Annotated in this window: 20 protein-coding genes and 1 tRNA gene; 9 read left to right on the top strand and 12 right to left on the bottom strand. The window is 56.6% G+C overall.

Going from position 1 to position 20768, the window contains the following annotated elements; genetic code table 11:
• Positions 1 to 28 precede the first annotated feature (28 nt).
• On the top strand, positions 29 to 427 hold the full coding sequence (locus tag AC1QQ2_RS03325; RefSeq protein ID WP_479712067.1) for a hypothetical protein: 399 nt from the start codon (positions 29 to 31) through the stop codon (positions 425 to 427).
• Here the strand turns inward: AC1QQ2_RS03325 and AC1QQ2_RS03330 are convergent, their stop codons facing one another.
• The gene (locus tag AC1QQ2_RS03330) at positions 428 to 2875 is read right to left on the bottom strand and encodes a beta-glucosidase (protein ID WP_479712068.1); all 2448 of its coding nucleotides are present in this window, start codon (positions 2873 to 2875) and stop codon (positions 428 to 430) included.
• Between the two features lie 103 nt (positions 2876 to 2978).
• Between AC1QQ2_RS03330 and AC1QQ2_RS03335 the strand changes: the two genes are divergently transcribed.
• Entirely contained in the window at positions 2979 to 4013 is a 1035-nt protein-coding gene (locus AC1QQ2_RS03335; protein WP_479712069.1) for a LacI family transcriptional regulator, read from the top strand.
• 10 nt (positions 4014 to 4023) lie between these two features.
• On the opposite strand, the gene purD is transcribed toward AC1QQ2_RS03335, so the two are convergent.
• The gene (gene purD / locus AC1QQ2_RS03340) at positions 4024 to 5286 is read right to left on the bottom strand and encodes a phosphoribosylamine--glycine ligase (protein ID WP_479712070.1); all 1263 of its coding nucleotides are present in this window, start codon (positions 5284 to 5286) and stop codon (positions 4024 to 4026) included.
• 70 nt (positions 5287 to 5356) lie between these two features.
• Here purD and xseA point away from each other — a divergent pair, with 70 nt between their 5' ends.
• On the top strand, positions 5357 to 6898 hold the full coding sequence (xseA, locus tag AC1QQ2_RS03345) for an exodeoxyribonuclease VII large subunit (RefSeq protein ID WP_479712071.1): 1542 nt from the start codon (positions 5357 to 5359) through the stop codon (positions 6896 to 6898).
• 111 nt (positions 6899 to 7009) lie between these two features.
• On the opposite strand, the gene AC1QQ2_RS03350 is transcribed toward xseA, so the two are convergent.
• From AC1QQ2_RS03350 to AC1QQ2_RS03370, 5 genes are all read right to left on the bottom strand, one after another.
• Positions 7010 to 7519: a CarD family transcriptional regulator gene (locus AC1QQ2_RS03350; protein ID WP_067551068.1), complete on the bottom strand. Its 510-nt coding sequence runs from the start codon at positions 7517 to 7519 to the stop codon at positions 7010 to 7012.
• A 244-nt stretch (positions 7520 to 7763) separates the two neighbouring features.
• Positions 7764 to 8099 (bottom strand): ferredoxin FdxA, encoded by a 336-nt coding sequence (fdxA, locus tag AC1QQ2_RS03355; RefSeq protein WP_292312716.1) that lies wholly within the window; start codon positions 8097 to 8099, stop codon positions 7764 to 7766.
• A gap of 48 nt (positions 8100 to 8147) precedes the next feature.
• The gene (locus AC1QQ2_RS03360) at positions 8148 to 8546 is read right to left on the bottom strand and encodes an RNA-binding S4 domain-containing protein (RefSeq protein WP_249945282.1); all 399 of its coding nucleotides are present in this window, start codon (positions 8544 to 8546) and stop codon (positions 8148 to 8150) included.
• A 3-nt stretch (positions 8547 to 8549) separates the two neighbouring features.
• Complete coding sequence (locus tag AC1QQ2_RS03365; protein WP_479712072.1) at positions 8550 to 11258, bottom strand: helicase-related protein; 2709 nt, start codon at positions 11256 to 11258, stop codon at positions 8550 to 8552.
• Between the two features lie 24 nt (positions 11259 to 11282).
• Complete coding sequence (locus tag AC1QQ2_RS03370; protein ID WP_479712073.1) at positions 11283 to 11843, bottom strand: tetratricopeptide repeat protein; 561 nt, start codon at positions 11841 to 11843, stop codon at positions 11283 to 11285.
• A gap of 69 nt (positions 11844 to 11912) precedes the next feature.
• On the opposite strand from AC1QQ2_RS03370, the gene AC1QQ2_RS03375 reads away from it, so the two are divergent.
• The 4 genes from AC1QQ2_RS03375 (at position 11913) to AC1QQ2_RS03390 (ending at position 16306) form a co-directional block, all read left to right on the top strand.
• Positions 11913 to 12203: an SCP2 sterol-binding domain-containing protein gene (locus AC1QQ2_RS03375; protein WP_105234515.1), complete on the top strand. Its 291-nt coding sequence runs from the start codon at positions 11913 to 11915 to the stop codon at positions 12201 to 12203.
• A gap of 1 nt (position 12204) precedes the next feature.
• Positions 12205 to 13170: an alpha/beta hydrolase gene (locus AC1QQ2_RS03380; protein ID WP_479712074.1), complete on the top strand. Its 966-nt coding sequence runs from the start codon at positions 12205 to 12207 to the stop codon at positions 13168 to 13170.
• Positions 13171 to 13232: 62 nt separating this feature from the next.
• Positions 13233 to 15050 carry a M3 family oligoendopeptidase gene (locus AC1QQ2_RS03385; RefSeq protein ID WP_479712075.1) on the top strand — a complete coding sequence of 606 codons (1818 nt, stop codon included), beginning with the start codon at positions 13233 to 13235 and terminating at the stop codon, positions 15048 to 15050.
• Positions 15051 to 15127: 77 nt separating this feature from the next.
• Positions 15128 to 16306 carry a dipeptidase gene (locus tag AC1QQ2_RS03390; protein WP_479712076.1) on the top strand — a complete coding sequence of 393 codons (1179 nt, stop codon included), beginning with the start codon at positions 15128 to 15130 and terminating at the stop codon, positions 16304 to 16306.
• Positions 16307 to 16309: 3 nt separating this feature from the next.
• Here the strand turns inward: AC1QQ2_RS03390 and AC1QQ2_RS03395 are convergent, their stop codons facing one another.
• The 3 genes from AC1QQ2_RS03395 to AC1QQ2_RS03405 all read right to left on the bottom strand — a co-directional run bounded on the left by AC1QQ2_RS03395 (position 16310) and on the right by AC1QQ2_RS03405 (position 19474).
• Positions 16310 to 17275, bottom strand: a complete 966-nt coding sequence (locus tag AC1QQ2_RS03395; protein ID WP_479712077.1) for a Gfo/Idh/MocA family protein — start codon at positions 17273 to 17275, stop codon at positions 16310 to 16312.
• Positions 17276 to 17368: 93 nt separating this feature from the next.
• On the bottom strand, positions 17369 to 18265 hold the full coding sequence (gene rpoH, locus AC1QQ2_RS03400) for an RNA polymerase sigma factor RpoH (protein WP_067551092.1): 897 nt from the start codon (positions 18263 to 18265) through the stop codon (positions 17369 to 17371).
• Positions 18266 to 18445: 180 nt separating this feature from the next.
• Positions 18446 to 19474 (bottom strand): RluA family pseudouridine synthase, encoded by a 1029-nt coding sequence (locus AC1QQ2_RS03405; protein ID WP_479712078.1) that lies wholly within the window; start codon positions 19472 to 19474, stop codon positions 18446 to 18448.
• On the opposite strand from AC1QQ2_RS03405, the gene AC1QQ2_RS03410 reads away from it, so the two are divergent.
• Positions 19473 to 19772 (top strand): DUF6476 family protein, encoded by a 300-nt coding sequence (locus AC1QQ2_RS03410; protein WP_479712079.1) that lies wholly within the window; start codon positions 19473 to 19475, stop codon positions 19770 to 19772. The genes AC1QQ2_RS03405 and AC1QQ2_RS03410 overlap by 2 nt on opposite strands.
• Positions 19773 to 19790: 18 nt before the next feature.
• Here the strand turns inward: AC1QQ2_RS03410 and AC1QQ2_RS03415 are convergent.
• A tRNA-His gene (locus AC1QQ2_RS03415) sits at positions 19791 to 19867 on the bottom strand.
• A gap of 125 nt (positions 19868 to 19992) precedes the next feature.
• Between AC1QQ2_RS03415 and AC1QQ2_RS03420 the strand changes: the two genes are divergently transcribed.
• Positions 19993 to 20187 carry a DUF6324 family protein gene (locus tag AC1QQ2_RS03420; protein ID WP_067551101.1) on the top strand — a complete coding sequence of 65 codons (195 nt, stop codon included), beginning with the start codon at positions 19993 to 19995 and terminating at the stop codon, positions 20185 to 20187.
• Here the strand turns inward: AC1QQ2_RS03420 and AC1QQ2_RS03425 are convergent.
• Positions 20174 to 20620, bottom strand: coding sequence for an MmcB family DNA repair protein (locus AC1QQ2_RS03425; RefSeq protein ID WP_105234508.1), 447 nt, complete (start codon positions 20618 to 20620; stop codon positions 20174 to 20176). The genes AC1QQ2_RS03420 and AC1QQ2_RS03425 overlap by 14 nt on opposite strands.
• Positions 20621 to 20768 lie beyond the last annotated feature (148 nt).

A 20768-nucleotide genomic window follows, 5' to 3' on the forward strand; every position in this document is an offset into this window, starting at 1 on the left:
CGGACGGAAAACAGTGAACACTCCCATCATGCGGACCATCACACTCATCCTTTCCCTCTGCGCCCTGCCCGTTTCGGCACAAACGGCACTTACCGCCGAGCAATTCGAAGCCCGCGTCGAAGGCAAAACGCTCGACTTTGGCTATGACGGCGAAACGCCCTACGGATTGGAACGCTACCTGCCCGACCGCCGCGTTTTATGGAGTTGGGGTGACAACACCTGTGAGCCCGGAAAGTGGTATGAAAATGACGGCGAGATTTGTTTCGTCTATGAATTTGACCCCACACCCCAATGCTGGACCTACTACGACATGGACGGTCGTCTCATGGCGGTCTTTATGAATGACATCGACACAGCCACGGGCACGGTTGTCTATGAACTCTCACCCGTGGCCCGTGAACTGATTTGCGATAACTTTGGTATGTGATCAGACAGGGATCAGCGCATCATCGCGCTGAACAGTCGCGACACTTCGGATGTCTGCCGCAGACAACCCTGCTTCAATTGTAAAGCTGCCCGCCTCGATCCGCCATTGCCCGACTGTCACGTCAAAGAACGCGAAGGCTCGCGGCGGTAGCGCAATTCGAACGGTTGTGGTTTCACCTGCGTCTAGGTCAACTTTCGCAAAAGCCTTCAACTCTCGCGATGGCCGTTCGACCGAAGCCTCAAGATCGCCAACATAGACCTGCACCACCGTTGAACCGCGCCGCGCCCCTGTGTTGGTGACAGGGATCGTGCAGATGATGTCGTGACCATCCTCTGACAGGTCCAACTGTCCAAGATCGAAGTCCGTGAAAGATAGACCAAAACCGAACGGGAACATCGGTACGATACCGTGTTTGTCGTAGTGGCGGTATCCTGTCATCACCCCTTCTGCGTATCGAACATGCCCATTGAGACCCGGATAGATTTCAGGATCTTGCGAGTGGGCTGGATTGTCCGACAGCTTGATCGGGAAGGTCTGGGGCAAACGCCCTGCGGGCTCCGCATCCCCGTAGAGCACATCAACGATAGAGTTGCCCGCTTCTTGCCCGCCATACCACGCTTGCAAAATAGCTGCTACATCAGAGACCCAAGGCATCTCGACCGGCCCACCCGTTTGTAGAACCACGACCGTATTCGGATTGGACGCCGTTACCGCAGCGACCAATTCGTTCTGACGACCGGGAAGGTGGATATCCTCCATATCCCAACCCTCGGTATCCCATTCGCCCGAACGCCCAATCACAACGACAGCCACATCAGCCTGCGCTGCGATCTCAGCCGCCTGCGCAATATCAGCTTCAGTCATCGGCACCGAAATACCGACACGCAAAGCCGAATGGTTCAGGTTGTCAGGCGTTTTCGAACGGAACTCGATCCGAATGTCATGCGCCTGACCCGCCGTTAGCTCGACCGCACCGACGACTTCATCGTTGCCTTCCTCAAAGAAGGTGCGCCCTTTGGTCCATGCGTCTTCCCAACAATCCACAATCAGTTTGTCATCAACATAAACACGCGCATAGCCCGCAGCATGTGCACCGATGTGATGGATGCCCGATGTGGTCGGCGTAAAAGTGCCCGTGATCTTAGCCGCAAAGTTGGTCGGATCTACCTGATCGCCCGCAAACGGCGGGACCCAGAACGCATTTACGCTGTCCATCGATTGAGTGTGAGCGGGTTCAGAGGTGAGGTCGTGACCGCGATAGAACGAAAGTTCGAAATCACCCGTCAGGATCGGTTCCCAACGGTGATTGGTGCAGCCTTTGGCAAAGCTGAGTTGATCAGCCCCAATGCGGGCCAAAAGCGCATCGTAAGGCGACACCATGTAGTGCGGGTTCAGCTGGGCAGAGCCACCGCCCATGATCTTAACCTCTTTGGCGTTTGGACCGATCAAAGCGACTTTAGCCTCGGACGGGAGCGGCAAAACACCATCGTTTTTGAGCATGACCATGCCGTCTGCCCCCGCCTTGCGGATCAAGTCGCGGTGTTCGGGGCGATCATCCGCACGCTCGTTGAACGGTGTCGTGTCGGTAAGGCTCCCCACCCGATCCATCAGGCGCAGCATGTTCAGCGCTGCAGTGCGCACTGTTTCACGGCTGACTTCGCCTGCGTGAACGGCAGCGACAAGTTTGTCGCCACGATCACGGGTCGGCCCAGGCATTTCTAGATCGAGCCCCGCATTGACGGTCGGCGCGGTGCTGCGTGACCCGAACCAATCGGACATGACGATACCATCGTAGCCCCACTCTTTGCGCAGCACATCCGTGAGCAGCCATTCGTTTTCAGCCGTGTAGGTGCCGTTCAGACGATTGTAGGAAGACATGATCGCCCATGTGCCCGCCTTTTTCACAGCGTCCTCGAACGGGCGCAGATAAAGCTCGCGCATGGTGCGTTCGTCGATATCTGAACTGATGGTCGTACGTTCAATCTCGCTTTCATTCCCGACGAAATGCTTGGGCGATGCGGCGACACCTTTGGACTGCAGGCCGCGAATATAGCCAACCGCGAGAGCCGAGGTCAGCTCTGGATCCTCAGAGTAGCACTCAAAGTTCCGCCCGTTCGTCACCCCACGATGTAGGTTAATCGTCGGCGCCAAGGCGACATGCGCGCATTTCGATTTCACCTCATCCGCGATGGCACTGCCGATTTGTTCGGCCAGTTCAGGGTCCCACGAGGCCCCAATCGCGATACCGACAGGAAACGCTGCAGCCGTGACACCACCGAACAGAGATCCGCCCCCACGCGCCCCGTTCGGGCCATCGGTGACGCGCATTTTAGCTATCCCGAGGCGTTCGATCTCTGGTGTCGACCAAAAATCTGCCCCCGCCAGAATGGCGACTTGTTCTTCCAGCGTCATTTCATCCACGATAGCTTCAATCGATTGGGTCGCCATTTTGAGTGCTCCGTCAGAGGGAATCTGAAATCTAAAACGTTATAGATTTTTCTATAACGATTATGTAGGGTCCAACAATAGGAATAAAAGGAACGTTTTTAACATGACCGACGCGGGAAAGACCACCGACACTAATGCCGCGCAGGTCACAGGGAAGCCCACACTCAAAACGATTTCACAACTGAGCGGATTGGCGATCCCGACGGTATCTCGCGCCCTCAGCGATGCGCCCGACATCAGCGAAAAAACAAAGAAGAAGATACGTGAAATCGCGGCAGAGATTGGCTATGTGCCAAATCGTGCGGGCGTTCGACTGCGGACAGGCAAGACGCTGGTGATCAGCCTGATCCTCGCACCAGATTCCGAATTGATGCCCCATACCGCGCAACTTATCGGATCAATCGCCCGCGCCTTGCGAGAGACACCCTATCACCTAAACGTCACGCCTTATTTACCTGACGATGACCCGATGAAGCCCATTCGGCAGATCGTCGAAAATCGACTGGCAGATGCGGTAATCCTGAACAGAACCCAAGCGGACGATCCTCGTGTCGCTTATCTGTTGGAAAAGCAATTTCCATTTGCCACGCACGGTCGAACAAACATGTCCGATCGCCATGCCTATTTTGACTATGACAACGCGGCATTTGGGGACTTTGCCGTTCGCCACTTGGCCGCGCGTGGGCGCAAATGCATCGCACTCCTCGCGCCGAAACAGGACCAGCTTTACGCAACTCACATGATCGAAGGGGCTCTGACTGCTGCCACGGATTGCGGCGTATCGCTGACAGTTTTGGATGATGTCGATAGCGACGCACGGATTGACGAAATTCGTGCCGCAATTGCGCTGCGGCTAAAGGACAACCCTGATGTCGATGCGCTGATAACCGCTTCGGGCGTTGCTGCGATGGCCGCTGCCGCTGGTGCTAAATCGGCAGGGCGGGAAGTCGACATTTTTGGCAAAGAAGCAACGTCGATCCTGAGGTTCTGCAACCCTAACATCCTCACCCTGCGCGAGGATGCAGCACGCGCTGGCGCGTTTCTCGCCGAGGCCGTGGTTGCGGCACTCAATGACCCACTAGGCGCACCGAAACAAGGGCTTCAAGTGCCAAGCGAGGCTGACTTCAACCTCGCTTGAGTCTGAGATTTCAGAGCGCGCGCCAACCGATATCGCTGCGATAGAACCCTTCGGCCCAATCGATCTGCTCAACCATCGCGTAGGCACGCGCACGCGCCTCGGCCAAGGTCGCGCCACGAGCGGTCACGTTCAGAACACGCCCACCCGTCGCAACAATCGCGCCGTCTTTTTCGGCGGTGCCCGCGTGGAAGCAATATTCGCTGCTGGTCTCAGGCAAGTCGCCCAGACCCTTGATCACGGTGCCTTTTTGATAGGTGCCCGGATAGCCGTTCGACGCCATCACGACGGTGAGCGCATGATCATCTGCCCATTGCGCCTGAACTTCGTTCAAACGACCCTCAGAGCAGGCAAGCATCAGGTCGAGAGCCTGACCACCCAAGCGCATCATCAAAACCTGACATTCGGGGTCACCGAAACGGCAGTTATATTCAACAAGACGGGGTTGCCCGTCTTTAATCATCAGACCCGCATAAAGGACGCCCTGATAGGGCATGCCCTGATCTTTCATCGCTTTCATGGTCGGAATAACGATTTCGTTCAGGGCTTTTGCGGCAACCTCGTCCGACAAAACAGGAGCAGGCGAGTAAGCACCCATCCCGCCCGTATTCGGACCAGTGTCGCCGTCGCCGACACGCTTGTGGTCCTGCGCGGTGCCAATCGGCAGCACGTTTTCACCGTCCACGAGGAGGAAGTAGGACGCCTCTTCGCCGTCCATAAACTCTTCGATCACGACCTCAGCGCCAGCTTCACCGAATTCGCCACCGAACATATCGTCGATGGCATCCAGCGCGTCTTGTTCGTTCATCGCAACGATCACGCCCTTACCCGCAGCCAGACCGTCGGCCTTCACGACAATCGGCGCGCCCTGTTCGCGGATGTAATCCTTAGCTGGGGCCGCCGAAGTAAAGCGCGCATAGGCCGCCGTCGGTGCATTCGCCGCATCACAAATCGCTTTGGTAAAGGCTTTGGACGCTTCCAACTGCGCTGCGGCCTTGGACGGGCCAAACACCTTTAGGCCAGCTTCGCGCAGACGGTCAGCGACGCCAGCGGCCAGAGGGGCCTCAGGCCCGATGATAACGAAATCAATCGCGTTCTCTTCGGCGAACGTCGCAACAACATCGCCATCCAGAATGTCGATTGCCGCACATTCAGCAATTTGCGCGATACCAGCGTTACCTGGCGCAACGATCAGTCGATCACATTTCGGGTTCTGTTTCACAGCCCAAGCAAGACTATGTTCACGTCCACCACTACCCAAAATTAGGATGTTCATTGCGCCCTCCGCTTGGCCTTTGCTTGCGGGCGTTCTAAGGTTGCAGGACGAATATAACAAGGGCGAGCAGATGGACCTTTTCGAAGAGCCGAACGACAACGCACATGAATTTTCCGTCTCGGAAATTTCTGGGGCGATCAAACGCACGCTCGAAGGTGAATTTGGCAACGTCCGTGTCAAAGGCGAGGTTGGCCGCGTGGTCATTGCCCGCACGGGTCACATGTATTTCGACCTCAAGGATGATCGCAGCGTTATCGCTTCGGTCAGCTGGAAAGGCCAAGTTTCCAAGCTATCCCACATGCCCGAAGAAGGGATGGAGGTTGTCGCCACTGGCCGCCTGACGACCTTTGGCCCACAATCGAAATACCAGCTCAACGTCGAAGATATTCGCCCTGCGGGTGCGGGTGCGCTTATGGCGATGTTGGAAAAACGTAAGGCCGCTCTCGCTGCCGAGGGACTGTTCGCGACCGAACGCAAACGCCCCCTGCCCTATCTGCCCGAAGTGATCGGCGTTGTGACGTCCCCAACTGGCGCAGTCATCCGCGATATCCTTCACCGTCTGCGGGATCGTTTCCCGCGCAAAGTGCTCGTTTGGCCCGTTGCCGTCCAAGGCAAAGACTGCGCTCCTCAGGTGGCCCACGCCATCAAAGGGTTCAACCAGATGACCCCAGGCGGCGCATTACCTCGGCCAGACGTCATCATCGTCGCCCGTGGCGGTGGTAGCATTGAAGACCTCTGGGGTTTTAACGAAGAGATCGTCGTTCGCGCTGCTGCCGCGAGCCAGATCCCATTGATCTCTGCTGTCGGCCACGAAACCGACACGACGCTGATCGACTATGCTTCGGACATGCGCGCACCGACCCCGACGGCAGCGGCTGAATTGGCTGTTCCTGTACGCCTCGAACTTTTGAACTGGGTTGAAAATCAGGGCATGCGCCTCACCCGTTCGGGAACGCAGGCCGTCACCTTGCGCCAACAACGCTTATCTGACCTGTCCCGCGCCATGCCCAAAGCGACCGAACTTCTCGAAGGGCCCAGTCAGCGGTTGGACATCCTGTCCGATAAACTCGACAACGCCTTGCGCGACTTCACCCGCCAAAAGCGGCTCAAACTAACTGAGGCGTCTGGTCATCTCCGCCCTTCGGTCCTGACAAATCGGATCGCCGAACAAAACCGCCGCCTCGATGATCGTTCGAACCGCTTGGCACCTGCCCTGTCTCGCGGAACGCGCCAGCACCGCCGTGATTTCACAGCACTGACCAGTCGAATCCGCCCTGCGGCTCTCAAAGAGAAAACCGCGCTTTTGTCGGAACGGCTCGTCCCGCTTGCCCGCCGACTGACTGACCACGCGAACCGCGATCTCGCTGATCGCAAGGCAAAGCTGACCGCATTAGACCGCCTGCGGCTGACCCTCGGCTACGAATCCACGCTGCAACGGGGCTACGCCGTGATCCGCAACGGCGACAAAGTCATCACAACCACCAAAGAAGCCAAATCCGCCGACGCCCTCGAAATCCAGTTCGCGGACGGACGGATCACGCTCGACGACACCCCAAAAGCCGCCCCCAAGACCAAGAATCCAAAACCACCTGAACAAGGCAGCCTCTTTTAACCTGCCTTTGTGCCCAAAATATCCCGGGGGTTTGGGGGCAGCGCCCCCAAGACCAAAAACGAAAAAGCCGCGCAACTTGCGCGACTTTTCCTTAATCAAAACTTCAACCAATCAGGCGGCGCGACCAACCAGAACGCTGTCGATTTCTTTTGCAGCGTCTTGCTCGTTGTGACCACCAACAGCCGCGATTTCGCGGGTCAGGCGCTCAAGCGCAGCTTCGTACAACTGACGCTCAGAATAGGACTGCTCGCGCTGATCGTCCGCACGGTGAAGGTCACGAACAACCTCAGCAATCGCGATCAGATCGCCAGAGTTGATCTTCTGTTCATATTCCTGAGCGCGACGCGACCACATCGCTTTCTTCACCTTCGCCTTACCCTTCAGGGTTTTCATCGCATGAGCGACAACGTCAGGCGACGACAGGCTACGCATACCCACTTCGGTTGCTTTGTTTGTCGGCACGCGAAGGGTCATTTTGTCTTTTTCGAAGGAAATCACGAACATTTCGAGTTCGAACCCAGCGACTTCCTGCTTTTCGATGTTCACGATCTGGCCAACGCCATGAGCGGGATAGACCACAAATTCGTTCGGGCTGAAGTCGTTCTTCTTGGATTTAGTCATTTTTGTCCTTCCTATGGACCGACCCCAAACAGTCACAAAATCCGGCGGGGCAAAAGCCTCCGTCGGAGTAAGTTGGATATAGGGATGGATCAGTTTTCCGGCAGCATTTGTAAAACTTATATCACAAAATCCGACTGCTTGGAAGCGCCGCACCGCAGCAGGGGCAAACCCAATAGCCCCATATAAAACAAGGCGATTCTATCGCGCCGATAGAATCGCCTCGAATCAATTTGGTCGAATCAGATCAGTTGCCTTCGCCGGGAGCCTCAGAGAAAAGCTCCATCTTGCCAGGCTTGCCGTCCATCTCTTCTGCGGTCGGCATCGGGTCTTTCTTGGCCGTGATAACAGGCCAGAGTTCCGAATACTTGCGGTTGAATTCAACCCATTTTTCCATATCCGGCTCAGTGTCCGGACGGATTGCGTCTGCAGGGCACTCTGGCTCGCACACGCCGCAATCGATGCATTCATCGGGGTGGATGACGAGGAAATTCTCGCCTTCGTAGAAACAGTCTACTGGGCAGACTTCAACGCAGTCTGTGTATTTGCAGGCAATGCAGTTTTCCGTAACGACGTAGGTCATGGATCGGTCCTATGATGTTCGGGCGCCTTGCTAGACCGCCCTGCCCAATCATTCAAGCGCGAATGGATCGTCAGAGCCCAGATGCGACGCCATGTTCCGTCTCTCGCGTTTTCCGGGGCGTCCTTTCCCATCAAATGCGGGATTTTTAGGAGCTTTTTCCGTCGCATCCTTGGTGATTGGCGCCAAATCTTCGTAAAGCGCCTGCGCTTCGGGGGCAGGACCGCGCCGTTCGCCGATCGCGAGGATTCGGACAACACGGATATCGTGCCCTTGAGCAAAGGTCAGAACGTTGTCCGGACCGACCATGCGCGCTGGTTTGGAAATGGGTTGGCTGTCGATCCGCACCTTGCCCTGTTTCACCACATCGGCTGCTAGCGTGCGCGTCTTGAAAAAACGCGCATGCCAGAGCCATTTGTCGATGCGGATAGTGGGCCGCGGATCGTCCACGCCTTACTTGGCCTTAAAGCCCGACAGAGCGGCCGCGAACGGGTTGTTCGGGTCGATCTGTTTTTCTTTGCGTGGTTTCGCCTCAAACGTCTGAGGCTTGTTGCCACCTTTGCCGCCTTTGCCTTTCGGGCCACCTTTGCCACCTTCGCGGCGCGGTTTGCCCTGCTGACCCTGCGGTTTACCGCCCTGACGACGCGCGCCAGCTGGACGACCACCCCAAGTAAATGTGAAGAAAACTTCCATTTCCTCGGGCGCTGCATCTGCTGGGGTTTCAGCAACCTCAGCAACGGCTTCTTCGGTCGCTTCGGCTTCAGGCTTTGCAGCATCTGCTGCTTTAACCTTTGCACGCTCACCGCGTTCAGCCTTGTAGCCCAGACCCTGCATCAGGTCAGCGAACTGTTCGAGCGTCATACCCGTGATCGACAGCATGTCGGGGTTCGCTTCGAACCCACCACGGCTGTCTTTGTCGCGCAGCATGTCAGCGAGGCGCTCTAGCATGTCGATGCGCACAGCGCGTTCACCAGCCGCACGATAACCCGCCATCGCATAGTAACCCGGAACCGCATCCTTGGACGCCGGCACAGTCACCAGACCCGGAGGCGGAGCTTCGGGGAATTCGTCGAGTTTGTTCGCCAGCGACCACAGAACCAAACGCAGACGGGTCGGCGCAGGTTTCAGAAGAAGAGGCATGAAAATAGTGAACTGACCAAAACGCACGCCGTGTTTGCGCAGCGCGCCACGGGCATCTTGGTCGAGTTGTTTAACGTCATCGGCAACTTCGCCACGCGGCAAAATACCGAAACCTTCGGCCAAACGGAACGCAAAGCCTTTGGCCATGCCAGACAGAGCCTCATCGCGCTGCATGTTCAGCATCGGCTCGAACAGAGCAGCGATCTTGCGGTCGATGAAGTGTTGCAGACGGCGCTGAACCTTTTGGGCCACGTCATCGCCAGCTTCTTCGTCAACAAAGGCAACGACCTGCGGCTTCATCGCGTCTTGGGTCGCGACCAGTTTACCAACCGCGTGTTCACCCCACATCAGACCACCCTGTTCGGTGTAGTCGATTTCGGTGTCCGGCGCGTTGTAGAAACGGTCTGCGCGCAGGTGGAACTGCGGTGCCAATGCCTGAACCGACGCCTGACGCAGGGTCTTGGCCTCGTCCGGGCTGCCAGTTTTGTCCATACGGAAACGGAAGCCTTCCAACTTGCCGACGTATTCACCGCCAACAGTTACTTCACCCTGATCGTTTACTTCGGCCACAAGGCCCTCCTTCTGCTTGAGCCGGCGAAGCAAAACGCTGGTCCGCCGGTCCACAAATCTTTGCGTTAACGCGTCGTGCAACGCGTCAGATAGTCGGTCTTCTACAGCGCGAGTCGCGTCACGCCAATGGGTTTCGTCCCTCAGCCACTCGCGGCGTTGCGCCACATAAGTCCAAGTGCGGATATAGGCCAATCGTTTTGACAGCGTGTCAATGTCGCCGTCAGTTCGATCAATGCGCTTAACTTGCCGCGCAAACCAATCATCGGGCACCTGTCCATGCTGATGAAGGAAGTTGAAAATCTCACGCAACAGGTTCGCATGTTCATTGCGCGAAATTCCGCGAAAATCAGGTATACGGCAAACATCCCAGAGCAATTGAACGGACGGCCCATCTGAGGCTCGCGCGACAACTTCGGCGTCCTGCGACAGGTTTCGCAGCGCGGCGAGGTCATCTGATTCCCGCACCCGCGTCAGCCACGGATCATCGGTGCGCTGTTCAAGTGTCTGGATCAGTCGCGTGACCGACCCAAACTGAAGCCGCCCATTTCGCCATTGCAGTTTCTTGATCGGACGGAACTGGTGGTTCTCAATCGCCTTCACGACCTCATCGTCTAGGTCGTGTGCTTCTCCCGTCACACCAAAGGTGCCGTCCGTCATGTGGCGCCCAGCGCGACCCGCGATCTGTGCCAGCTCGTCAGGTTCGAGATACCGCATCCGCTGACCGTCGAATTTGGTCAGAGCCGAAAACGCCACGTGATTGATATCGAGGTTCAGCCCCATGCCAATCGCATCAGTCGCAACGAGGTAGTCCACATCCCCGTTCTGGTACATTTCAACCTGAGCGTTTCTCGTGCGTGGCGACAATGCGCCCATTACGACAGCGGCCCCACCTTTGGTACGGCGCAACAGCTCTGCAATTGCATACACATTTTCAACTGAAAATCCGACGATTGCCGTCCTCGCAGGCATCCGACTTATCTTTTTCGAACCTGCATAGGTCAGAGTCGAAAAGCGATCCTTTTTCATGAACTGCGCTTCGGGCACCATTGCGGCAATCGCATTGCGCATGGTCTCTGAGCCAAGGAAAACAGTCTCTTTCAACCCACGGGCGTTCATTAAACGGTCGGTAAAGACGTGGCCGCGTTCAGGATCAGAGCAGAGCTGGATCTCATCGACGGCCAGAAAATCACAGCCCATTCCGGGGGGCATCGCTTCGACGGTGCAGACCCAGTATTTGGCACGGGGCGGCACGATACGCTCTTCGCCCGTGATCAAAGCGACCACCATCGCGCCACGTTTTTCGACGATCCGATCATAGACCTCGCGCGCCAAAAGGCGTAGCGGCAAGCCGATGATGCCCGTCGGATAGGCCAACATCCGTTCAATCGCGTAATGCGTTTTACCCGTGTTGGTGGGGCCTAAAACGGCCGTGATGCGCGAAGGCGTCGTCATGTGCATCCCCGGCGGTGCGGAAGGTCAGAGGGTCTGGCCTTCGAGGTCGAGTTTCAGTCGCTCAATGGCTTCTTGCACATTTGTAGCGGCGGGGACCAGATCAAGAATCTGCTCATAGACCTCAAGCGCCTCTTTCGGTCGGTCAAGTTCTTCGAGGATCACCGCGAACCCGCTCATCGCCCCAAAGTGACGTGGATTGAGAACGAGCGTCTCGCGAATATCATCGAGCGAGGGACCGATCTGGTTCATCAAATAATAGGCTGTTGCGCGACCATTATAGGCCTCCGCAAAGGTCGGATCATGGTCAATGGCCGCTGTGAAATGTTCAATCGCGGCTGCGAATTCGCCCGCCTCGATTGCTTCACCACCACGACGCACCAGCAAATCAATCGTGGCAGAGCCGCTCTTGCTCCATTCTTCGTAGATCTGTCCCTCAATTCGAGCCCAATCCGACGGATCAGCGTCCTGAAGCTGTTCGAACAAATCATCCACGACCGCCGAATCCGCCTTAGCGGGTCCGGAAATCCCGACTGCAACCATCAGTGCCGCAACGGTAAGTTTGCTAGACTGTTTCAATACGCTCATAACAATACTGTAGCGGAAACACCGCCGTCCGCCAGTGGCGGCGTGAACACATCGACGAAAGGTATTAAAATGAGCGACATCGTAACCGAGGCCGTAGCAGCCCTGACCGAAAAACTAGGATCTGAAGGCTTTGACGGTTCGGCGAAATTCGTCATCGAAGGCGAAGGCGCACTGGTTATTGACGGATCGGGCGTTCACGCGGGCGACGATGATACAGATGTGACCCTGACCGCTTCTGCAGAAACATTCAAAGCGATCTTGGACGGCGAAGAGAACGCCACGACCGCCTTCATGACAGGCAAACTGTCAGTGGACGGCGATATGGGCACCGCGATGAAGCTCGCAGGCGTGCTCGCCTAATATGTCTCAGATTGCGCCCCTTTTTAACGATTTGGCGGAAGGCCCCGAGGGCGGATCCGCCGCTTGGTTAACCACCAAAGACGATGTCACGATTCGCGTGGGCCATTGGCAGCGCGCGGGATCAAAGGGCACTGTTCTGCTATTTCCTGGGCGCACTGAATACATCGAAAAATATGGCAAGGACGCTGGGCTTCTGCTGGATCAGGGGCTCGACGTCATTGCCATTGATTGGCGCGGACAGGGGCTATCAGACCGCCCCTTGCCGAACCGCCTCTTGGGGCATGTGGAAAAATTTACGGACTATCAGCACGATGTGGATGCGGTCGTTGCCTACGCTCGCGCACAATCCTGCCCTGAACCCTTCTTTCTATTGGCCCATTCAATGGGGGGATGCATTGGTCTCCGCGCCCTGCACAACAGACTGCCGGTAAAGGCTGCCGTTTTCTCTGCCCCAATGTGGGGCATCAAATTCGCGCCGTTTATCAAAACCGTTGCGTGGGGGCTGACCTCACTCGCTCGGCCGATTGGGCTGTCACGTACCTTGGCACCTGGGCAGCTCGAGGAAACATACGTTGCCCGCGCACCGTTTGAGGGCAACAGCCTGACCACCGATAAATCGATGTTTAACTACATGAAACGTCAGGTGGAATTGATGCCTGATCTGGCGTTGGGTGGGCCGACGATGCAATGGCTGCACGAGGCAATGGTGGAAATGAGCGCCCTCGGCGACATGACACCGCCACCAATCCCGACGATCACGCTGCTCGGCACAGATGAATCAATCGTCGATTCAAACGCTGTGAAAGCCGTCATGCAGCATTGGGCCAATGGCACACTGCACATGTTCGACAGCGCACAGCACGAAATTCTGATGGAGCGTCCTGCAATCCGCGAGGCGGCCTTTGCCCTACTCGCAGCACATTTTCACGCACATCTGACCGATTCAAACATTCCCGAACCCGCCTGAGCCTTTCATCTGTCGATCACCGCGACTATCTGTTGAGCAACAGATGAAGAAAAGGATCCGTCATGTTCGCAAAGACCCGTGTTTTCGACGCCAACCCATCGGGCGGCAAAGACCTTGGCCAATTGCCTGAATGGGACCTGACCGACCTTTATACCGCCGACGATAGCGCGGAATTGAAACGGGATATGGCATGGCTCGAAAGGGAATGCGCCGCTTTCGCTGCCGACTACGAAGGCAAGCTCGCCACCCTATCCGCAAACGAACTGCTGACCGCCATCCAGCGTAACGAAAAGATCAGCGAAATCGCGGGCCGCATCATGTCTTACGCTGGGCTGCGCTATTATCAGCTGACCACCGACGCTGGCCGCGCGAAATTTATGTCCGACTGTCAGGACAAGATCACTACTTTCACCACGCCGCTCGTGTTCTGGAGCCTTGAATTCAACCGTATTGAAGATGCCCATTACGACGCGCTGATAGAATCGAACGCTGACCTAGCGCGTTATAAACCCGTCCTCGACCGCATGCGCGCGATGAAGCCTTACCAGCTCTCGGATGAGTTAGAGAAATATCTCCACGATGCCTCTGTCGTTGGATCGACGGCATGGAACAAACTGTTCGATGAAACCATCGCGGGGCTAAAATTCACCATCGATGGTGAAGAGAAAAACATCGAAGCCACGCTCGACCTGCTGTCCGATCAAAACCGTGACGAGCGCGAAAAAGGCGCACGTGAATTGGCGCGGGTCTTTGGTGAGAACATCAAAACTTTTGCCCGCGTTCACAACACGCTCGCCAAAGAGAAAGAGATCGACGACCGCTGGCGTGGGTTTGAAAGCCCGCAGATGGCGCGGCACCTGTCAAACCACGTCGAACCCGAAGTGGTCGAAGCACTGCGCACCGCCGTTGTTGAAGCCTACCCGCGCCTGTCGCACCGCTACTACGCGCTCAAGGCAAAATGGCTGGGCCTCGACAAGCTGCAGGTCTGGGACCGCAACGCCCCCCTCCCGATGGAAGCGGACCGCATCGTAAAATGGGACGAAGCTGAGAAGATCGTCATGGATGCCTACGGCGCCTTTGATCCGCGCATGGCCGACATTGCCGAACCATTCTTTAGCAAGGGCTGGATCGACGCTGGCGTCAAAGCGGGCAAGGCCCCCGGTGCATTTGCACACCCGACCGTAACGACCGTGCACCCTTATGTGATGCTGAACTATCTGGGCAAGCCACGTGACGTGATGACTTTGGCTCATGAACTGGGTCATGGGGTCCATCAGGTTCTCGCGGCAAAACAAGGCGAATTCCTATCCGACACGCCACTAACACTTGCGGAAACCGCATCAGTGTTCGGTGAAATGCTGACCTTCCGCAAACTTCTGGCAGGCGCAAAGGATGATACCGAACGCAAGGTGATGCTTGCGGGTAAGGTCGAGGACATGATCAACACGGTCGTTCGTCAGATCGCTTTCTACGACTTCGAATGCAAACTCCACGCGGCCCGTCGCGAAGGCGAACTGACGCCAGAGGACATCAACGCCCTGTGGATGAGCGTTCAGGGCGAAAGCCTCGGCCCAGTGTTCGAATTCATGCCAGGGTATGAGACCTTCTGGGCCTACATCCCGCACTTCGTGCATTCGCCGTTCTACGTCTACGCCTACGCCTTTGGCGATAGCCTCGTGAACGCGCTCTACACGGCATACACCGAACAGGGCGACGCGTTTAAGGACAAGTATTTCGACATGCTGTCTGCTGGCGGGTCGAAGCACCACAAAGAACTGCTCGAACCCTTCGGCCTTGATGCCTCTGATCCTGCGTTCTGGAACAAGGGGCTGTCGATGATCGAAGGCTTCATCGACGAGCTGGAAGCCATGGAAGGCTAACAGTTTCCCCAAGGTTTCGCTTGCGCGAATGGGTTGGCTAACGCACCCTCCTTCGCAACTTGGGGGAGGGTTTTCTTATGCTGCGGTTCATCAAACGTCTCTTGGCCGTCGTGCTGGTTTTGATCGTCGTTGGTGCGGTAGGATTTTTTACGTTCGCGCCCGCCTACGTCGAAAAGTCCCGCAACAACGTCATTGCACACGCCCCCTACCCTGTGTCTGACGCAGGTGCCGCACTGCACGCTGACCTTATCATTGGGGATTGGCACGCCGATAGCCTATTGTGGAACCGTGACCTGACCGAACGTGGGAGCTATGGACAAGTTGACCTGCCACGTCTGACCGAAGGCAATGTTGCGGTCCAAATGTTCACCGCTGTCACGAAATCTCCAGCGGGTCAGAACTACGACGAAAACTCGGGCGATGCGCTCGACAACATTACGCTCTTGGCTATCGGGCAGTTGTGGCCGCCGCGCACATGGAACAGCCTATTAGAACGGGCGCTCTACCAGTCCGAAAAGCTGCACGGCTTTGCCGAAGACGCCCCAGATCAGCTCTACATCGTGACAACCAAAACCGAACTGGATGCCGTTATTGCGGAACGTGCGGCAGGGTCGCAGGTCACCGCTGGCCTTTTGGGGATCGAAGGCGGGCATCCGCTAGAGGGCGAATTGGTAAACATGGATGTGCTCTATGCTGCGGGCTATCGCCTAATCGGTCTCCAGCATTTTTTCGACAACGAACTCGGCGGGTCACTGCATGGCACAGGGAACCACGGCCTTACCGATTTTGGCAAACAGGTGGTGGAGAAAGCCGTGGCTGACGGCTGGATCATCGACCTCGCCCATTCGTCCGAACAGGTTGCCCGCGATGTTCTCGCCATGACCGATGTGCCAATTGTGGTCAGCCACGGCGGGCTTCATGGTCATTGCCCTGTCAAACGTAACTTCCCTGATGCCTTGATGCGCCAAATTGCGGAAACGGGCGGCGTGATCGGGATGGGATATTGGGCAGATGTGGTCTGCGGGGACATAACGCTCGAGGGCATCGCGGACATGATCGTCGCGGCGATTGCAGCCGTGGGAGAGGATCACGTGTCACTTGGTTCGGACTTTGACGGATCAGTTGAAACGGCGTTCGATACGTCCGAACTGCCCGCATTGACCACGGCGCTTTTGAACCGTGGTCTGGACGATGACACCATCGCAAAGGTGATGGGCGGCAACATGCTCCGCGTGCTGCGCGCCCGTCTGAATTAAGCGTTACTCTGCCGCCAGAACCATATCGGTCATCGCCTGCGTGCCACGGCTGAACTCTAGCGGACACGGATAAGCAGCGCCTGTGCGGATGGTTTTACCAAAGTTTTCGACCTGCAGCACATACTGGTTCACCGTCGGCCAGCGCTCCACATGGCGTTCCGTGGTGGGTGCTTCGAGGATGAGTTCGGCAATATCGTAGACGCCCGCATTGAAAGGTGCCGTGAGGGTGATATGCCCTGCGGTTCCATGGAACGTGAGGTGCTGACGGTTCGCCATGCGCATCGACACGGTGCCCTGATACGCAAACGACGGGAATTCGGCCATGACTTGGGTAAACACGTCGACGCCGTTTTCGCGGACGATATGCGCGTTGCGGATGCTGACAGGTTCCTCACCCGTCACAAAACGGGCAGAGCCGAAGGCATAGACACCAATGTCACCCAACGCACCGCCACCTGTTTCAGGCTTGTTGCGGATGTTGTTGGTGTCCTCCGCATTGTTAAAGCTGAACACGGTATCCACGAGCATCAGATCCCCGATCACACCACTGGCGAGCAGTTCCTTAGCGCGGGTGAATTGCGGGTGGTGGACGATCATATAGGCTTCGGCAGCCAAAAGACCCGACGCATCACGAGCAGCGATGATCGCGTCAAAATCCGCCTCTTTCATCGCCATCGGCTTTTCGCAGAGAACGTGCTTACCAGCAGCCAGCGCTTTGAGCGTCCATTCGACATGGAGGTGGTTCGGCAGCGGAATATAGACGGCTTCGACCTCGGGATCAGCGAGAAGCGCATCGTAGCTGTCATGGATCACAAGGTTCGGGTTGAAGGCCTGAAAATCAGCGGCTTTCTCGGCGCTGGATGTGGCGAGCGCGTAGAACTCCGCCCCCTCAGCAGCATGGATCGCCCGCGCCATGTGTTCGCGCGCGAATTTCGCGGCCCCCAAAATACCCCACTTTACAGATTTCATTGCGGACCTCCCTGTTCGCGCTAACAAAAACAACCTAGACCGCACCAAACCCAAGGGCAAGGTGCGGCCAAGGCCGAGGGAGGAAACAGTAGGTTATGCTGGGATCAGCATACCCTTTTCGATGGCCAGTTCTTGCATCCGCTTTTGGAGCTTTTCAAAAGCGCGGACTTCGATCTGGCGAATACGTTCGCGGCTGACGTCATATTGCGCCGACAAATCCTCGAGTGTGACTGTCTCATCGGCAAGGCGGCGCTGAACGAGGATGTCTTTTTCGCGGTCGTTCAAGACCTCCATTGCCTGCGCCAACAATTCGCGACGTGCGGTGAGTTCATCATGCTCTTCATAAGCAACAGCCTGATTGGCGTCCTCGTCTTCGAGCCAGTCCTGCCATTGGGTTGAACTGCCGTCCTCGGTGCCGACAGTCGCGTTCAGCGATGCGTCAGCACCCGACATACGGCGGTTCATGGAAATCACTTCTTCCTCTGTCACGCCCAGATCGGTGGCGATCCGTTTGACGTTGTCGGGATGCAGATCACCCTCTTCAAGCGCACCAATGCGGTTCTTTGCCTTACGCAGGTTAAAGAACAACTTCTTCTGCGCAGAGGTTGTCCCCAGTTTCACAAGGCTCCACGAGCGCAGGATGTATTCCTGAATAGACGCACGAATCCACCACATGGCGTAGGTCGCCAGACGGAAGCCTTTTTCAGGGTCAAACCGTTTGACTGCCTGCATCAGACCGACGTTCGCTTCAGAGATCACCTCTGCTTGCGGCAGGCCATAACCACGGTAGCCCATCGCGATTTTCGCCGCGAGGCGCAGGTGCGAGGTCACAAGTTTATGTGCCGCACCGCTGTCTTCGTGATCCACCCACCGTTTGGCGAGCATGTATTCTTCTTCTGGCTCCAGCATCGGAAAACGCCGAATTTCCTGCATATAGCGGTTTAATCCTTGTTCCGGCGACGGTGCCGGCAGGTTGGTATAACTACTCATTCCAATCCCCCAATTCACTCGAACCCTTCGATGTTTAAGGGCTTAACATCCATATGGTGGCGCTATCATCCCCATTCAAGGGGTCATCAACGATCCTTCTACGCAAATGTAGCAAGCCTCCGTCGCTCTGCTAGGGGCAAAGCGGCGCAGTCACGCAGTCGGGAAAGATGTTTCAGTCGATTATGAGCCGCCCAAAGCGGTCAAAAGAGCCTGCATATCCTCGGGCAAATCGGATTCGAATTCGATCCATTCACCTGTGACAGGATGTTCAAACCCCAACGTCGCTGCATGGAGCGCTTGACGCGAAAATGCTGCAGCAGCCTCGGCACCTGCTTCGCCGATGGCTTTGACGTTCAGTTTGCGACGGCCACCATAAACAGGATCACCGATCAAAGAGTGCCCAACGTGGGCCATGTGCACGCGAATCTGGTGCGTACGGCCTGTTTCCAGCCAGCACTCCAACAGCGCAGCCACCGGCGGCACGCCAAGAGATTCGATAATCCGCGCGCGTGTTACCGCATGGCGGCCTTGGGTAAAGCTCACCGCTTGCCGCTGGCGGTCGGTTTTATGGCGACCGAGGAACGTTTGAACCTTGAGGATATTTCCCGGTTCAAAGTTCGTCCCTTTGACGCCATGGATACGCGGGTCATTCTGGTCAGGCGCACCGTAGCAGATTGCGAGGTAGCGCCGATTAACGCTGTGATCCTCGAACTGCGCGGCAAGGCCATGGTGGGCGCGGTCGCTCTTTGCTGCAACCAAAAGACCGCTCGTGTCCTTGTCGATGCGATGCACGATACCGGGGCGCTTTTCGCCGCCAACACCCGATAGGCTATCGCCGCAATGGTGGATCAGTGCGTTAACCACAGTACCGTTGGGCGTGCCCGGTGCAGGATGAACCACCATGCCAGCGGGTTTATCAATCACGATCAGATCGTCATCCTCATAAACCACGACCAGCGGAATATCTTCGCCAACGATATCACTCTCGATGGCCGCTTCGACGGTTACTGTGATTTCATCACCCTCAGAGACCTTGAATCGTGGGTTTTCGACCACCGCACCGTTGACTGTCACAGCCCCCGTTTCGATCAAACGCCCCAGACGCGAACGGCTCAGATCGGCCTCTGCTGGCACATCACGCGAAAGCGCCTTATCAAGACGCGGAGGCGGATTTTCCGCGATGGTAAACGATACAAGGGTATGGGCCATGGATCAGGCTCCTGAAAACGATAGCGACCAGCCGCTCGTCACCTATCTGAAACGATTGGTCTCGGCGATGGCCTTTGTGATGATTGCGGGGTTCGTAGTCCTTATCGGCACGCTTGTCATCCGCTTGAACGCAGATCCGATCCCCCTACCCGACCGCGTCACCCTTCCCGCAGGCGTTTCTGCTGTCGCATTTACCCAAGGCGCGGACTGGTACGCTGTTGTGACCGATGCGGATACGATCCTCATTTACGACCGTAGCACAGACGCGCTGGCACAAACTGTCACCATCGACCGCTAACCTACTGGAAGTAAGGGATGGTACCACCTCCCCGGCTCGAACGGGGGACCTCTTGATCCACAATCAAGCGCTCTAACCAACTGAGCTAAGGCGGCACTGGCGCGGGATTTAGACCGTGTGCCGACGGATTGCAAGCGGCTAACACCGCTTTTTCTCACATCCCCTTGCAAGTTTCTTATTCGCTGGGATAGTCACGACCATCGACAGACAGGAGGCCACCATGGGCATCAATACCGAACGCGACATCGAAGCGAATCTCCAGATCGGGCCGACCGACGCAGGTATGGTCCGTTTGTTCATCGAAGCGGATGGTGTAGAAATCCCGATGGATTTCGAACCAGAAGAAGCAGAAGAAATCGCAGAAGAAATGCGCGCCGCCGCAATGGCTGCCCGCGCAGCGTCTAAGAAGCGCTAAATTTCGGATCCCGCGCCGCCATCTGCCGCAGGGCTGCATGGCGGGCGAATTTATGGGTCATGACCTTACGACGCGCAGGGGCCAGCTTTGATTCGGGTCCCATGCGCACAACTTCGCCGCCATAGCTGTCAGCGATAATCAGACCTGTATCATCGGGTAAAAGGTCCGTTGGGAAATCGGCATCGACCGCCCAAAAGAACCGATCACACCATTCCAGATAGCCCTGCCATTTGTTGTCGGACTGAAAATCTGCGCGACTGGATTTGCATTCGACCACCCAAATTTCGCCTTTAGGCCCCAGCGCCATAACGTCGACGCGCAAACCGCGGGTCGGAACCAATTCCTCGACCGTGACGAAATCATAGGTCAGCAAATGCCGACAAACCCCACGGGCAAGCAATTGTCCGGGCATCATCAGGCGGTCATCTGGCATCTCTAGGGTCATGCCGGAAACATGAACAATAGGTGAACATTGGTCAAGTCATCTTGCGGGGCTTGATTGACGGAAGGCTGAGGACTATCTGCACCCTTGGCGAGTTTCTGCTCTTCACGTGCGCAAGCCCTTACATTCCAGTGGCCTT

It is taken from the genome of Aestuarium sp. (assembly GCF_023253315.1).
Classification (GTDB): domain Bacteria; phylum Pseudomonadota; class Alphaproteobacteria; order Rhodobacterales; family Rhodobacteraceae; genus Marivivens; species Marivivens donghaensis.

Bases quoted from the DNA above. Each gene is read 5' to 3' on its own strand.
- AC1QQ2_RS03325 (WP_479712067.1), top strand. From the start codon at position 29: ATGCGGACCATCACACTCATCCTTTCCCTCTGCGCCCTGCCCGTTTCG.
- AC1QQ2_RS03380 (WP_479712074.1), top strand. From the start codon at position 12,205: ATGTCTCAGATTGCGCCCCTTTTTAACGATTTGGCGGAAGGCCCCGAG.
- AC1QQ2_RS03420 (WP_067551101.1), top strand. From the start codon at position 19,993: ATGGGCATCAATACCGAACGCGACATCGAAGCGAATCTCCAGATCGGG.
- AC1QQ2_RS03385 (WP_479712075.1), top strand. From the start codon at position 13,233: ATGTTCGCAAAGACCCGTGTTTTCGACGCCAACCCATCGGGCGGCAAA.
- AC1QQ2_RS03365 (WP_479712072.1), bottom strand. From the start codon at position 11,258: ATGACGACGCCTTCGCGCATCACGGCCGTTTTAGGCCCCACCAACACG.
- rpoH (WP_067551092.1), bottom strand. From the start codon at position 18,265: ATGAGTAGTTATACCAACCTGCCGGCACCGTCGCCGGAACAAGGATTA.
- AC1QQ2_RS03335 (WP_479712069.1), top strand. From the start codon at position 2,979: ATGACCGACGCGGGAAAGACCACCGACACTAATGCCGCGCAGGTCACA.
- purD (WP_479712070.1), bottom strand. From the start codon at position 5,286: ATGAACATCCTAATTTTGGGTAGTGGTGGACGTGAACATAGTCTTGCT.
- AC1QQ2_RS03330 (WP_479712068.1), bottom strand. From the start codon at position 2,875: ATGGCGACCCAATCGATTGAAGCTATCGTGGATGAAATGACGCTGGAA.
- xseA (WP_479712071.1), top strand. From the start codon at position 5,357: ATGGACCTTTTCGAAGAGCCGAACGACAACGCACATGAATTTTCCGTC.
- AC1QQ2_RS03395 (WP_479712077.1), bottom strand. From the start codon at position 17,275: ATGAAATCTGTAAAGTGGGGTATTTTGGGGGCCGCGAAATTCGCGCGC.
- AC1QQ2_RS03370 (WP_479712073.1), bottom strand. From the start codon at position 11,843: ATGAGCGTATTGAAACAGTCTAGCAAACTTACCGTTGCGGCACTGATG.
- AC1QQ2_RS03390 (WP_479712076.1), top strand. From the start codon at position 15,128: ATGCTGCGGTTCATCAAACGTCTCTTGGCCGTCGTGCTGGTTTTGATC.
- AC1QQ2_RS03410 (WP_479712079.1), top strand. From the start codon at position 19,473: ATGGATCAGGCTCCTGAAAACGATAGCGACCAGCCGCTCGTCACCTAT.
- AC1QQ2_RS03405 (WP_479712078.1), bottom strand. From the start codon at position 19,474: ATGGCCCATACCCTTGTATCGTTTACCATCGCGGAAAATCCGCCTCCG.
- AC1QQ2_RS03350 (WP_067551068.1), bottom strand. From the start codon at position 7,519: ATGACTAAATCCAAGAAGAACGACTTCAGCCCGAACGAATTTGTGGTC.
- AC1QQ2_RS03375 (WP_105234515.1), top strand. From the start codon at position 11,913: ATGAGCGACATCGTAACCGAGGCCGTAGCAGCCCTGACCGAAAAACTA.
- fdxA (WP_292312716.1), bottom strand. From the start codon at position 8,099: ATGACCTACGTCGTTACGGAAAACTGCATTGCCTGCAAATACACAGAC.
- AC1QQ2_RS03425 (WP_105234508.1), bottom strand. From the start codon at position 20,620: ATGCCAGATGACCGCCTGATGATGCCCGGACAATTGCTTGCCCGTGGG.